The following is a 13,238-nucleotide window of genomic DNA, read 5'->3' as shown; positions in this document are numbered from 1 at the left end:
CGGTCGGGGCTCGTCACGGGGCGTACCGGCGCCCGGAGCCGGCGTGGAAGACGTGCGCGTCGGCCCAGCGCACCCCGACGCGTACCGTCGCGCCGCGCCCGGGGCGGCGGGCGGCGGGCACCCGGGCGACGATCCGGTGCCCGCCGGCGAGGGTCAGGTACGCGTACGCGTCCTCGCCGACCACCTCGATCCGCTCGACGGTGGCGTCCGTGCCCTCGGCGGCGTCGAGGGCGACCGCCTCGGGACGAAAGCCGATCTCCATGCCGTCGTGGTCGGCACCCGGGGCCGGGGCGCCGGCGGGGCGCAGCGGACCGTCGGCCGGGAGCAGGTTCATCGCCGGGGAACCGACGAAGCGGGCCACGAAGGTGGTGGCCGGGGTGCGCCAGATCTCGTCGGGGGTGCCGACCTGCTCGATGCGCCCGTCGCGCAGCACGGCGATCCGGTCGGCCAGCACCAGCGCCTCGGTCTGGTCGTGGGTGACGTGCACCATCGTCGCGCCCAGCCGGTCGTGCAGGGCGCGCAGCTCGGCGCGCATCTGCACCCGCAGCGCCTGGTCGAGGTTGGACAGCGGCTCGTCGAGCAGGAACACGTCCGGCTCGCGCACCAGCGCCCGGGCCAGTGCCACCCGCTGCCGTTCGCCGCCGGAGAGCTGCGCGGGCCGCCGGTCCAGCAGCCCGGCGCAGCCGACCGTCTCGGCCGCCGCGCGGGCCCGCTCGCGGGCCGCCGCGCGGGGCGTGTCGCGCACCTCCAGGCCGAACGCGATGTTCTCGGCGACGCTCAGGTGCGGAAAGAGCGCGTACGACTGGAACACCATCGACACGTTGCGCCGGCCGGGGCGCTCGGCGGTGACGTCGCGGCCGGCGATGCGGACACGGCCGGCGGTGACCGGCTCCAGGCCGGCGACGACCCGCAGCACGGTCGACTTGCCGGCGCCCGACGGGCCGAGCACCACCAGCAGCTCGCCCCGGGCGACGGCCAGGTCCACCTCGTGCAGCACGGTCGCGCCCCGGTACGCGGCCGAGACCCCGGCCAGGGCGAGGCCAGGGTCACTCACCCGTGCTCCCCGCGGGCGAAGATCGGGCGGGTCTGCCGGTCGAGTTCACGGATCACGTCGTCGAGCCGGTCGCCCCGGTGCATGGCGTTCTCCAGGATGCCGTAGGTGACGTCCTCGATCTCCGGCCAGGTGGAGACGGTCGGCAGCGCCCGGACGGTGGGGATGGCGTCGAGGAAGACCTTCGCGCTGCGCGGCGGCTGGGCGGGGCCGAGGAACGCCGGGGACTGCGACACCCCGATGTGCGACGGGACGGTACGGCCGGTGGCCGCGACGATCCGCTGGCCCTCCTCGGCGATGGCGAACTCCAGGAACCGCCACGCGGCGTCCTTGTGCTTCGCGCCCCGCGTCATGCAGTACGCGTCGGAGTGCAGCACGCCGACCTGCTCCTTGTAGATGGGCAGCGGGGCGACGTCCCACTCGAAGCCGGTGATCGAGCGGAACGTGGTGGTGGAGCGGCGGGAGCTCATCAGCATGGCGAGCCGGCCGTTGGCGAAGCGCGACTCGTCGTCCTCGGCCTCCACCTCCTCGTCGGTGGGCACCACCCCGTACGCCAGCCGCAGGTCGACGAGGTTCTTCAGCGCCTCCCGGGCGGCCGGGCCGTCCAGGGTCAGCCGGGTCGGCCTCGCCGGGTCGTCGACGATCTCGCCGCCGCCGGACCAGACGAACGGGGCGAGCCGGATGATCGACGGCTCGACGCCGAGGCCGTGCACGGCCGGCCGCAGCGCCGCGCCCTCGCTCTCGGTGGCCTTGACCACCACGCCGCGGGAGTCGCGGGTCATCGCGGTCGCGGTGGCGACCAGGTCGTTCCAGGTCCAGCCGGCCCTCGGCTCGGGCACGCCGTACTTCGCGAACAGGGTGCGATTGTAGTAGACGGCCAGGCTGGAGACGTTCTGCGGCAGGCAGAGCTGCCGGTCCTGCCAGCGGAAGGCGTTCCAGGCCACCGGGTAGTAGTCGGCCGGGTCGACGGCCTGGGAGGCGGCCAGCCGGTCGTCCAGCGGCTCGATGACGTCCTTGGCGGCGAACTGGCCGTAGAAGCGGTAGTTCATCAGGAACAGATCCGGCGGGGCGCCGCCGGCCACCGAGGTGGCCAGCCGGGCCAGCAGGTCCTTGCGGTCGCTGGCCTCGACGAGCTGCACGTCGGCGCCGGGGCGGGCCTTCTCGTACGCCTCGACGAGGGTGCGGTAGGCGGCGAGTTCCTCGGGGGCGCCGAAGACCAGCAGCCGCACCGGGCCGTCGGCGGACGACCCGGCGCCGGAGCCGCAGCCGGTGGCGGCCAGCACGGCGGTGAGCAGCAGCGCGAGCAGCGCCTTCGGTCGCATCGTCAGTCCCGTCCCGTCGGATCGTCGTGGTGGAGGAAGCGCCGCTGGGCGAGCACGAAGACGGCCAGCGCCGGCACCGTGGCCAGCACCGCGCCGGCCAGGAACACCGGGAAGTTCGTCGGGTCCAGCACCGACAGGGAGCGCAGTGCCAGCGGCAGGGTGAACAGGTCGCGGTCGTAGACGTAGACCAGCGGGTCGAGGAAGTTCGACCAGGTGAGCACGAAGGTCAGCGCGGTGAGGCCGGCGGTGACCGGGCGCACCAGCGGCAGGGCCACCCGCCACCAGGTGCGCAGCGGCGAGAGGTCCGCCACCAGGCAGGCGTCGTAGAGGTCGGCCGGCAGCGCCCGGAACGCCAGATGGTAGACCAGGACGTAGAGCGGCGAGGTGCCCAGCAGCGCCGGGGCGATCAGCGGCACCAGGGTGTCGGTCAGGCCGAGCGCCCGGAAGATCGCGAAGCGGGGCACGAGCAGCGCCGTGGCCGGCACCATCAGCGCCACCAGGGAGGCCGCCACGACCACGCCGGTGGCGCGCGGGGCGATCCGGGTCAGCGCGAAGCCCGCCAGGGAGGCGACGAGCACGCTCAGCGGCACGGCGACGACCGCGACCAGGACCGAGTTGAGCGAGGCCCGCAGCAGCCCGCCCAGCTCGACGGCCTGCTGGTAGCCGGTGGTGGACACCGGCTCCGGCACGAGCTGCGGGGTGGGCGGCGGCGGCAGGCCCGGCTCGGTGAGCGAACCGGAGACCAGCAACAGCAGCGGCGGGACGAAGACGAGCAGGACGAAGGCCGCGCCGAGGGTACGCCAGACGCGGCCGGCCGCCGCGGGCAGCGGTGAGGGGCCGCGCGCGCGGCCCCTCACCGTGTCGTTGCCGATGGTCACCTGCCTCAGAGCGTGAGCTGCCAGGCGCCGAGGCCGTGCGAGGCGGCGTAGAGCACCCGCTCGCCCGGCACGATGGTCAGCCCGGCGACCTCCACGTTCGGCATGCCCCGGGCCGCCTTCACCCAGGTCGTGCCGCCCTTGGCCAGCCGCAGCACGCCGAAGTCGGTGGCCGCGTAGAGGGTGCCCGTGACGTCGTCGCGGACCAGGTCGGTGATCGGCTGGTCGCCGAAGTCGTACGACCGGTCGGTCCAGGTCGCGCCCGCGCCCGCCAGCCGCACCTCGAACGCGTGCCCTAGGGTGGCCGGGGTGTTCGAGTTGAACCCGCTGTAGGAGACCCACGCCCGGGCCGGGTCGGCCGGGTCGACGTGGACGCTCGTGACGAAGCGGTTCGGCGTGGCGGCGGTGTCGATGCGCGTCCAGGTGACCGCCGACGCCGGCTCGGCGTCGACGTTGCGGGACACGAACACCCGGCCGGTGCTGGTGGCCGCGTACGCCGTGGACGAGTCGGAGGCGACGCGCTCGACGACCGAGACGGCGCCGCCGGCCCGGTCGCCCCACGCGGCGTCGGTCAGGTTGACCGTGCCCAGCGGCGCGAAGTCGCCGCACTGCGCCTCGAAGGTGCCGGTCCAGGTGTTGCAGATCCGGTTGGCCTCGGCCAGGCTCCGGTCGCCCAGCCCGAAGGTCTTCGTCCGGTAGACGGTGCGCGAGGTGCCGGCGAACATCGTGCCGCTGACCTTCGGGTCGGTGATCACCGGGGCGTAGAACAGGGTGCCCGGCTGCCCGAAGACCGGGTCGGAGATGGAGATCCAGCTACCCACGTCGCCATTGGCGAAGTTCACCTCGGGCGAGGCGTCGTAGAAGGTGTGGAAGCGGAACTCCGGCCTGCCGACGTCGAAGCCGGACGCGCCGCCGTCACCGATCATCGTGTTGACCCAGCGCCGGCGCTCGCCCTTGTTCTCCCAGGTGCCGTTGTCCTGGGTGCCGCCCTGCAACAGCCGGTGGTCGTGCGGGCTGGCGGAGAGGCTGATGAACTGCAACGTGTTCATGCCCTTGTTGATGCCGTCCAGCTTCGACGGGATCTTCGACAGCATCTGCCGGCAGCGGTCCCTCTGCGCCTGCGTGGCCAGGTTGCGGTCGGGGTTGTCGCACCAGGCCGAGCGGTCCACGAACTGGCCGCTGGAGCGCATCACGCCACCGTCGTTGGCCTCGAAGAACTGGTACGGGTTGCGCGGGTTGGTGACCAGGGCGTGCTGGTCGGGGTGCAGGCCGTTGGGGTGCAGCTCGTCGGTGCCGTCGAAGGTCATGTCGGTGCCGCTGACGCCGGCGTCGGTGGAGAGCACCACGGCCCGCTTGTGGGCGACGGTCTCGCCGTAGACGTACGAGCCGCCCGTGTAGACGATGTCGGGGTGCCCGGCCGGGGTGTGCACGAACACGTCGTACCAGCACTGGCCGGTGCACTGGTTGTAGGTGGCGTAGCCCGGGTCCGCCGGGTTGGCGCTGGTCAGGTCGGCGAACGCGGGGGCGTCGCCGGCCACGTCGTCGCTGCGGAACAGCCGCGAGTACGGGTTGCCGAGGTTGCCCTCGTAGACGTACATGCGGGTCTTGCCGTTCGGCAGGGCGGTCACGTCGATCGCGGCCCGGGTCTGGAAGACCGCCGGGTTCAGCGACGGCTTGATCTGCGTCCAGGTGGCGCCGGCGTCCGCGGAGCGCCAGACCCCCCGGGCGTACGAGGAGGCGTAGACGGTGTTCGCGTCGCGCGGGTCGAGCTTGACGTAGCGCACGCCGCGCGGCGAGCAGGCGGCCGTGTTGTTGTATTCCGCGGCGCTGCCCGTGCACTGGGTGGCGTCGGCCGAGCCGTTGTGGATGAACTTCCAGTTCGCGCCGCCGTCGGTGGACTTGTAGAGGCCCCACTTCTCGGCGTCGGGCACGGGCCGGGTCACGCCCGTGCAGCAGGAGCTGGACATGCCGCGCAGGGCGGTGGTGGTGGCGACGTAGAGCGTCTTCGGGTCGCCCGGCTTCACGGTGATCTCGCCGATGCCCTTGCCGGCGAGGGCGTCCTTGCCCAGCGGTCCCTTCCAGGTGACGCCGCCGTTGGTCGACTTGTAGAGCCCGACGCCGGCGACGCAGCCGGAGGCGCAGGTGTTGGCCTCACCGGTGCCGACGTAGATGGTCAGCCCCGTCTTGTCGTTGCGGTCGATCTTGACCGAGCCGGCCGCGTTGATGCCCAGCGGCCCGCCCAGGTAGAACCACTTGGGCTCGGCCGCGAGGATGTTCAGGGTGCCCCAGACGCCGCCGCCGGCCGGCGTGACGTACGCCCGGCAGAGCAGGGCGTTGCAGTCCGGGGCGATGTCGATGGAGGTGACCCGGCCGCCCGCGACGTACGCGTTCGGCACGTAGTTGGAGGCGTTGCGGAACTCGGTGAACGGGTAGAGGGCCTCGCTCGGGCCGATGTTCGTCCAGCCGCGGGTGCCGCCGGCGCGCCGCTCGGCGGCGGCGTACGCCGACTTGGAGCGGTCGACCTGGGCGATGCTGATCGTGTTGGCCGGGTACGCGCGCTCCAGGAACTCCTGCTGCGCGGCGTTGCCGGGCCCGTCCGGCGACATGCCGTCGCTGCCCGGCACGGCCTGGCGCAGCCGTTCCATGTGGGCGCCGAGCGCCCCCGGCATCTCCCCGTCGCCGGCCGCGGCGGCGGGGGTCGGCACCTCGGCGCCGGCGAAGTGGATTCCGATGAGACCGGTCGACGCCACCAGGGCACCGACCGCCAGTCCTGCGAGCAGATGGCGACGTCTGCGCTTCACGAGGTCCCTCCGGCAGAAGAAGGCGCCACCTCAGTGCGGCCCTCCGGATTGGCGACCGTCGCTGGCAGCGTCCACGGTGGAGGATGTCAGAACGCATCGACGCGGACAATCCCCTGCATAGACGGGGATCGACGCATGGTTGCATTCGCATGGAACGGGTAGTGCGCCGACATGCCATCGCGTTACGAGAACTACCCGAGGATCGCCATCGTCACGGGCGCCGATTCCGGCATCGGCCGGGCCTGCGCCGTCGCCCTCGCCGGGGCCGGCTTCGACGTCGGCGTCACCTGGCACCGCGACGCCGGGGGCGCCGAGCGGACCGCCACCGAGGTACGCGCCACCGGCCGGCGCTGCGAGGTCGCCCACCTGGACCTGACCCGGCTGCCGGGAGCCGACGCGGTCGTCGACGAGCTGGCGGACCGCCTCGGTGGCCTCGGCGTACTCGTCAACAACGCCGGCACCGGGGCGTCCACACCGTTCGTCGACACCGGCTGGGAGCAGTGGCGCGAGGTGCTCTCCGTCGACCTCGACGGGCCGTTCCTGTGCGGGCAGCGGGCCGCCCGGCGGATGCGCGCCGCAGGGCTGGGCGGCCGGATCGTCAACATCACCAGCGTGCACGAGCATGCGCCCCGGGTCGGCTCGGCAGCGTACTGCGCCGCGAAGGGCGGGCTAGGCCTGCTGACCAGGGTGATGGCGCAGGAACTGGCGGCGGACGGCATCACCGTCAACGCGGTCGCCCCGGGTGAGATCGCCACCCCGATGACCGGCCAGGAGGACGTCGACCCGTTCACGCAGGAACGCCCCGGGGTGCCGGTCGGGCGCCCGGGGGACGCGCGGGAGGTGGCCGCCGTGGTCGCGCTGCTCGCCTCGCCCGCCGCCGCGTACGTCACGGGCGCGTCCTGGCCGGTCGACGGCGGCATGCTGATGATGGGCCCACAGGCCAACGCGCTGGAGTCGCACGACTGGCGCTCGGTGGAGGGCTGAGCGCAGGCGGGGCCCCCGCCGAACGCCAGTCGGCGCGCCGCGGCCCCACCGCGCCCGGTGTGGGCCACGCAGACGGTGCGCCGCGGCTCCCCGCGCCCGGGGCGTTGGCCGCGCACCCTGCGGCCCGGTGGCCCTCACGGGGGCGGGACAATGGGAGCCCCCGCCCGCGAGGCCGCCGGCGGGAGACCCCCGAACGGCAGGAGAACGGTCAGCGTGTCGGAAACCCCCGCGGCGGCGTCGATGGCGGACGGGCTGCGCGCCGACTGCGCCCGGTGCTTCGGGCTCTGCTGCGTCGCACCGGCCTTCTCCGCGTCCGCCGACTTCGCCATCGACAAGCCCGCCGGCCAGCCCTGCCCGAACCTGCGGGCCGACTCGCGCTGCGGCATCCACGCCGACCTGCGCGGCCGGGGCTTTCCCGGCTGCACCGTCTTCGACTGCTTCGGCGCCGGGCAGCGGGTGGCCCAGACCACCTTCGCTGGCCGGGACTGGCGCGACGCGCCGCAGACGGCGCCGCTCATGTTCGACACGTTCGCGGTGATGCGGCCGCTGCACGAGCTGCTCTGGTATCTGACCGAGGCCCTCGCGACGCGTCCACCGCAGCCGCTGCGCGGCGAGTTGTCCGTCGCGCTCGGCGAGACCGAGCGGCTGGCCCGGGAGCCCGCCGAGACGCTGGTGGCGCTCGACGTGGACGCGTACCGGGGGCGGGTCAACCCGCTGCTGTCGCGCGCCGGGGACGCGGCGCGGGCCCGGGGCGGCCGCCCGGGCGCGGATCGGCGGGGCGCCCAACTGTTCGGCGTCGACCTGCGCCGGGCCGACCTGCGCCGGGCGAACCTGCGCGGGGCGCTGCTGATCGGCGCCGACCTGCGCGGCGTCGACCTCGGCCTGGCCGACCTCACCGGCGCCGACCTGCGCGGGGCCGACCTGCGCGGCGCGGACCTGTCCGGCAGCCTGTTCCTGCACCAGTCGCAGCTCGACGCGGCCCGGGGCGACGGGCACACCGCCCTACCCCCCGGCCGCACCCGCCCCCACCACTGGTCCGCCCTGTCCCTCACCCCCCAGCCCCGCCCACCCCGCTCCCCCACCCGCCCCACCCGCCGCCGCTGACCCCCCGTTCTTCGCGACAGGGCGGGCCGGGCCGGCGGGGCCGGGGTTTCGGGGGGAGGGGTGCGGGTAGCCGGGGCCGCAACGGCAACGGCAACGGCACGGGAGGCAGCGGTGGGGTATCGGGCGCGCGACGGTGAGCTGCCGGTCGACCCGGCGCACGCCGAGGACGAGGCCGGCCAGGCACGGCTGGTCCAGGTCGAGGCGGACACCGACGTCCCGGCGCCGGACGACACGACGGAGAAGCCCGGCCTGGTCACCGAGGACGACGGCTCCGGCATGGCGGGCGGCGCGTCGGGCAGTTCCAGCGGCGGCTCCACCATGCCGGGCCACCCGGACGCGCCACGCTGACCGACCAGGGGGCGGAACGACGCCGAGCGGCAGTCGGGCGCCCGTGCAGCCGCAGGACCGGAAAGGACCCGCGTTTGGCGGCAGGCCACGGGGGCAGGAGTGCGGCATGACCGAACAGAAGCGTTTCGACCAGGCCGCCACCGACGAGCCGGACGGCGCGACCGCCATGCAGGCGTCGCTGCGACCACCGGGCGAGTCCCTGCACACCACCGACGACACCGGCGACGACTTCGCCGACCTGCCGGCCGACGACCGACGCCCGGCCAGGGAGGTCAGCCGCGCCGGCTACGACGTGGACGCCGTCTCCGGCACCGCCGACCCGAGCCGCACCGAGTGATCTGACCGCCGCCCGCCGGACCGGTCAGCGTCCGGCGGGCACCGCCGACGTGCGGGCCTCGGTCATGCCCCGGTTGGCCAGCGCGTCGGCGCGCTCGTTCTCCGGGTGACCGTTGTGCCCCTTCACCCACAGCCAGGTGACCTCGTGCCGGGCGCAGGCGGCCTCCAGCCGCTGCCACAGGTCGGCGTTCTTGACCGGCTGCTTCGCGGCCGTACGCCACCCGTTGCGCTTCCACGACGCCAGCCAGCTCGTGATGCCGTTGCGCACGTACGTGCTGTCGGTGTGCAGCTCGACGGTGACGGAGCGGGTCAGGCTCTCCAGGGCCTGGATGGCCGCCATCAGCTCCATCCGGTTGTTGGTGGTGGGGGTCGCCTCGCCCCCGCACAGCTCCCGTTCGTGCGCGCCGTAGCGCAGCACCACGCCCCACCCGCCGGGGCCGGGGTTGCCGCTGCACGCGCCGTCGGTCCAGATCTGCACGACCCTGCCGGCCGTCTCGTCCACCATGGCGGCAACCTACCGAATCGGCGTCGCCGGCCCCGCTGTCGGGGGCCGCGGCGTGGTCTGCGGAAAATGGGTGTGATCCGCCACCCGGCCGCTGGCAGGATGGCCTCCCGTGACGGGGAGATGGGACGGCCTGCGGGCCGAGGTACGCGCGCGGATCGACGAGTTGGTGGCCGCCGGCCGGGAGGACGGCGTGCAGGTGGCCGCGTACCTGCACGGGACGCAGGTGGTGGACGAGGTGGCGGGCGTGGCCGACCGCGCCACTGGCCGACCGCTGACCTCCGGCACGCCGATCTGGGGCGCGTCGACCGGCAAGGGGCTCACCGCGACCGTGGCACACGTGCTCGCCGAGCGGGGCGTGCTCGACTACGACCTGCGCATCGCCGAGGTGTGGCCGGAGTTCGCCCGCCACGGCAAGGGTGGCGTCACCCTGCGGCACGTGCTGACCCACACGGCGGGCGTGCCCGCGTTGCCGCCCGACGTCACCGTCGCCGACGCCGGCGACTGGGACCGGATGTGCGGGATCGTCGCCGACAGCGTGCCGCTCTGGGCTCCGGGCGACGTGCTCGCGTACCACGCCTGGACCTTCGGCTGGCTGATCGGCGAGGTGGTCCGGCGGGTCACCGGCCGGCGGATCTCGCGGGTGCTCGCCGAGGACGTCGCCGGGCCGCTCGGCGTACCCGGGGAGCTGTTCCTCGGGGTGCCCGAGGCCGATCTGAACCGGCTGGCCCCGGTCGCCGACCGCAACCTGTCCGCGATGCTGGACTGGGCCGCCGCCAACCTGCCGAACTTCGACCGGGTCGCCCCGCCCGGTCTCCGGCCGGACGCCTCCGTCGGCACCCGACCCGAGTTCCTCCGCGCCGACGTCCCGGCCACCGGCACGATGTCCGCCCGGGCCATGGCCCGGATGTTCGCCGCGCTGATCGGCGAGGTCGACGGCGTACGCCTGATCTCGCCCGCGCGGCTGCGGGAGGTCGGTGCCGTGGCGGTGCGCGGCACGGAGTGGGTCTTCGGTCAGGAGGCGAGCTTCGGACTGGGATACGCGGTCGAGTCGGACGGGGCGTTCGGCTGCGCGGGCAGCGGCGGCAGCCTCGCGTACGCCTATCCGGAGCTCGGCCTGACCGTGGCCGCGACGAAGACGCTGCTCAGCGCGGGCGACGGCGACCCGATGGAGGAGCTGCGCGTCCTCGTCCGCGACGCCGTCCGCGCCGGCTGAGGCGGCGGGCGCTCAGCCGTCGGCGTCGGCCCGGCCGCCGACGACCGGTCGCGGGACCGTCCACGTCGCGGAGCGGCGGGCCGGATCGACGCGGTCGCGCAGCCGGGCCGCGGCGTCGCCGGCCGTGGCGGCGACCATCGGCGCCAGCCGGGTGGAACTCATCAGCGCCACCTCCTCCGCCGGGCTGGTGGCGCCGTCGAGGAACCGCAGCACCCGCTCGGCGGGGTTGCGCTCGAAGAGCCGACCGAAGAAGTCCGGCCCGCCGACGCCGCCGGCGTCCAGCGCCCGCAGCGCGACCGCGTCCATCCAGCGGTGCCGACGGGGGTACGCGGGGCCGGGTACCGGCGGGCGGCCGGCGGCGAGGGCACGGCCGACCTGCTCGGCCTGGCGGTGCATGGCGGAGAAGGTGAAGCCGGTGGACGGTCGGGTGGCGCCGCCGGCCGTGCCGAGGCGGACCACCCGGGGTGAGGGCCGGGCCTCGAACGGGCCGTCGGTCATCGGGATCACGCCGTTCTCCACCTCGCGGACCGTGAGCCCGGCCGGGTCGAGGCCGAGCAGGTCCCGGTAGCCCGCCAGGGCCGCGTCGTAGCCGGCGTCGGTGAGCAGGTCGGGGCCGAACTCGGTGTACTCCACCAGGGCGTACCGGTCGCTGACCGGCAGGACGTAGCCGAACGACACGCCCCGGTCGGGCTGCGGGGTGCGGAAGTCCATCAGGACGGCCCGCGCCGGATCGAAGACCGGCGCGTCGGACTCCAGCCACCAGCCCCGGAAGTGCTGGAGCCAGTTGGTGCGCCCGGGTCGCCGGGGCGGCCGGGGCCGGGAGTCCAGCACCCAGGACGCGCGGACGGTCGGGCCGCCCCCGCCCGTACGCACCAGCACGCGATCACCGTCGTCGTGCAGGGCGTCGACGGGTGCCACGAGCCGCTGCACCCCGAGCCGCCGCTCGGCCTCGGCGGCCCGGTCGTAGACCGGGCCCGAGCGCAGCATGGCGTACCGCAGGGGGGCGAGGTCGAGGACGCGGCGGCCGGCGGACGTCGCCACCTCGACCTGGGGCCAGCTCGCGGCCAGCAGCGGGTCCAGGTCGCTGCCGGGCCGGTCCCAGAACGCCCAGGTCCGGTCCTGCCCGCGCCGGTGGACCGGGTCGACGACGGCGACCCGCAGGTCGCGCACGCCGTGCCGGTCCAGGGCCGCGAGGACCAGCGACGCGGCGCCGCCGCCACCGACCAGCGCCAGGTCGACGTCCAGCGGTGCGCAGGTGTTCACGCCGCCCACGCTGCCACACCGCCCGTGCCGTCCCGCCACCGACCAGCCCTGCCGCCCTCCGGCCCGGCCCTCGGGCGGCGGGCGGCGGGCGGCGGGCGGCGGGCGGCGGGCGGCGGGCGGCGGGCGGCGGGCGGCGGGCGGCGGGCGGCGGGCGGCGGTAGGGTGCCAGCGGTCGCCGCCGGGCGACGGTCACCTCGCCCCCGGAGGACGCCGCCCCCATGAGCACCATCGCCGTCAACGCGCTCACCGCCCGCTGGGCGTCCGCCCTCGACGGCGGCCAGACGGTCGTCTCCGGCGCCGGCGTCTACCCGCTGCTGGCGCTGCTCGCCCGTTACGCCGCCGGCCCGGCCCGCGACGAGCTGCTCGCGGTCGCGCCGGACCCGACCCGCTTCGACCTGGACCGCTCCCCCACCACCCGGCTGGCCCTCGCCGCCTGGGCACGGCGGGACCTGCCGCTGACCGACCGGTGGCTGCGCGAGGTGCCGGCGGCCATGCGCGGGGAGCTGACCGGCGACCCGGCGCACGACCAGGCCGCCCTCGACGAGTGGGTCGCCACGCACACCGACGGCCTGATCCGCCGGATGCCGGTGCGGGTCGCCCCGACCACGGCGATGGTCCTGGCCAACGCCCTGTCGCTGCGGACCGGGTGGGCCGAGCCGTTCCGCGACGCCTGGTGCCAGCCGGCCGCCGGGCCGTGGCGCGGGCGCCGGCTGGCCGGGCTGAGCCGGATCGGCCACGACCTCGACGCGCTACGGGCCGTCGACACCGCCGCCGGCCCGGTGAGCCTGCTGACCGTACGCGGTGCCGAGGACGTCGACGTGGTGCTCGCCCTGGGCACGCCGGGGCGCGGGGCGGCGCAGGTGCTGCCGGCCGCGATCGGCGCCATCGGCGCACCGTCCGCGCTGCCCGTCGCCGCCGGCCCCGGCGTCGACGAACAGGTCGTGGAGGCGTACGACGACCGGCCCGAGCTGTTCGTCTCCACCGTGGGCTTCACCGTCCGCGCCGACCACGACCTGCTGGCGCGGGCCGCGCTGTTCGGTCTCGCCACCGCCGTCGGCGACGGCGACCACTTCCCCGGCATCGCCCGCCCGTTGGCCGTGTCGCAGGCGCGGCAGAGCGCGACGGCGACGTTCGGCGCGGCGGGGTTCCGCGCGGCCGCGGTGACCGCCGTCTCCACGCGGGCGGGTTCGGCGCCTCGGCCGGTCACCGCGCGCAGGCGGCGGGTACGCCTCGACATCGACCGCCCCTTCGGCTTCCTCGCCGTGCACCGGCCCTCCGGGCTGGTGCTGCTCGCCGGCTGGGTGACCGATCCCGCCAGATCCGCCTGAGGCCGGGCGCGGGGCGGGACCTGCTGGACGGGGCGGTCGCCCGGGGCCACGGCGGGGAGGGCATCTCCGCGCTGGTGGGGCTGCTGCACGACGACGTCGGCCGCCCGG

At 75.3% G+C, this 13,238-nt stretch carries 12 protein-coding genes; 6 read left to right on the top strand and 6 right to left on the bottom strand.

Going from position 1 to position 13,238, the window contains the following annotated elements; genetic code table 11:
• Nucleotides 1-13 precede the first annotated feature (13 nt).
• The 4 genes from GA0070610_RS12795 to GA0070610_RS12780 are packed head-to-tail and all read right to left on the bottom strand — an operon-like array spanning nucleotide 14 to nucleotide 6,049.
• On the bottom strand, nucleotides 14-1,054 hold the full coding sequence (locus tag GA0070610_RS12795; protein ID WP_089000241.1) for an ABC transporter ATP-binding protein: 1,041 nt from the start codon (nucleotides 1,052-1,054) through the stop codon (nucleotides 14-16).
• Nucleotides 1,051-2,373 (bottom strand): ABC transporter substrate-binding protein, encoded by a 1,323-nt coding sequence (locus tag GA0070610_RS12790; protein ID WP_089000240.1) that lies wholly within the window; start codon nucleotides 2,371-2,373, stop codon nucleotides 1,051-1,053. Before GA0070610_RS12790 ends, GA0070610_RS12795 begins: the two co-directional genes overlap by 4 nt.
• Nucleotides 2,374-2,375: 2 nt before the next feature.
• The gene (locus GA0070610_RS12785; protein WP_089003462.1) at nucleotides 2,376-3,230 is read right to left on the bottom strand and encodes a carbohydrate ABC transporter permease; all 855 of its coding nucleotides are present in this window, start codon (nucleotides 3,228-3,230) and stop codon (nucleotides 2,376-2,378) included.
• Nucleotides 3,231-3,256: 26 nt separating this feature from the next.
• Complete coding sequence (locus GA0070610_RS12780) at nucleotides 3,257-6,049, bottom strand: beta propeller repeat protein (protein WP_089000239.1); 2,793 nt, start codon at nucleotides 6,047-6,049, stop codon at nucleotides 3,257-3,259.
• 171 nt (nucleotides 6,050-6,220) lie between these two features.
• Between GA0070610_RS12780 and GA0070610_RS12775 the strand changes: the two genes are divergently transcribed.
• The 4 genes from GA0070610_RS12775 (at nucleotide 6,221) to GA0070610_RS12760 (ending at nucleotide 8,822) form a co-directional block, all read left to right on the top strand.
• Nucleotides 6,221-7,033: an SDR family oxidoreductase gene (locus tag GA0070610_RS12775; RefSeq protein WP_089000238.1), complete on the top strand. Its 813-nt coding sequence runs from the start codon at nucleotides 6,221-6,223 to the stop codon at nucleotides 7,031-7,033.
• Between the two features lie 240 nt (nucleotides 7,034-7,273).
• Complete coding sequence (locus GA0070610_RS12770) at nucleotides 7,274-8,137, top strand: pentapeptide repeat-containing protein (protein ID WP_231926189.1); 864 nt, start codon at nucleotides 7,274-7,276, stop codon at nucleotides 8,135-8,137.
• Nucleotides 8,138-8,248: 111 nt separating this feature from the next.
• Nucleotides 8,249-8,485: a preprotein translocase YidC gene (locus tag GA0070610_RS12765; RefSeq protein WP_089000236.1), complete on the top strand. Its 237-nt coding sequence runs from the start codon at nucleotides 8,249-8,251 to the stop codon at nucleotides 8,483-8,485.
• Nucleotides 8,486-8,591: 106 nt separating this feature from the next.
• Complete coding sequence (locus GA0070610_RS12760) at nucleotides 8,592-8,822, top strand: hypothetical protein (RefSeq protein WP_089000235.1); 231 nt, start codon at nucleotides 8,592-8,594, stop codon at nucleotides 8,820-8,822.
• Between the two features lie 24 nt (nucleotides 8,823-8,846).
• Here GA0070610_RS12760 and rnhA read toward each other — a convergent pair whose 3' ends face one another.
• Nucleotides 8,847-9,326, bottom strand: coding sequence for a ribonuclease HI (gene rnhA / locus GA0070610_RS12755; RefSeq protein ID WP_089000234.1), 480 nt, complete (start codon nucleotides 9,324-9,326; stop codon nucleotides 8,847-8,849).
• Nucleotides 9,327-9,435: 109 nt separating this feature from the next.
• Here rnhA and GA0070610_RS12750 point away from each other — a divergent pair, with 109 nt between their 5' ends.
• Entirely contained in the window at nucleotides 9,436-10,539 is a 1,104-nt protein-coding gene (locus tag GA0070610_RS12750; RefSeq protein WP_089000233.1) for a serine hydrolase domain-containing protein, read from the top strand.
• A gap of 12 nt (nucleotides 10,540-10,551) precedes the next feature.
• Here GA0070610_RS12750 and GA0070610_RS12745 read toward each other — a convergent pair whose 3' ends face one another.
• Nucleotides 10,552-11,802: a lycopene cyclase family protein gene (locus GA0070610_RS12745; protein ID WP_089003461.1), complete on the bottom strand. Its 1,251-nt coding sequence runs from the start codon at nucleotides 11,800-11,802 to the stop codon at nucleotides 10,552-10,554.
• A gap of 218 nt (nucleotides 11,803-12,020) precedes the next feature.
• Between GA0070610_RS12745 and GA0070610_RS12740 the strand changes: the two genes are divergently transcribed.
• Nucleotides 12,021-13,130, top strand: coding sequence for a serpin family protein (locus GA0070610_RS12740; RefSeq protein ID WP_089000232.1), 1,110 nt, complete (start codon nucleotides 12,021-12,023; stop codon nucleotides 13,128-13,130).
• The last annotated feature ends 108 nt before the right edge of the window (nucleotides 13,131-13,238 follow it).

Source organism: Micromonospora echinofusca (assembly GCF_900091445.1).
Classification (GTDB): domain Bacteria; phylum Actinomycetota; class Actinomycetes; order Mycobacteriales; family Micromonosporaceae; genus Micromonospora; species Micromonospora echinofusca.
Note: the sequence above shows the minus strand (reverse complement) of the source record. Positions and strands in the feature narration are given on the sequence as shown.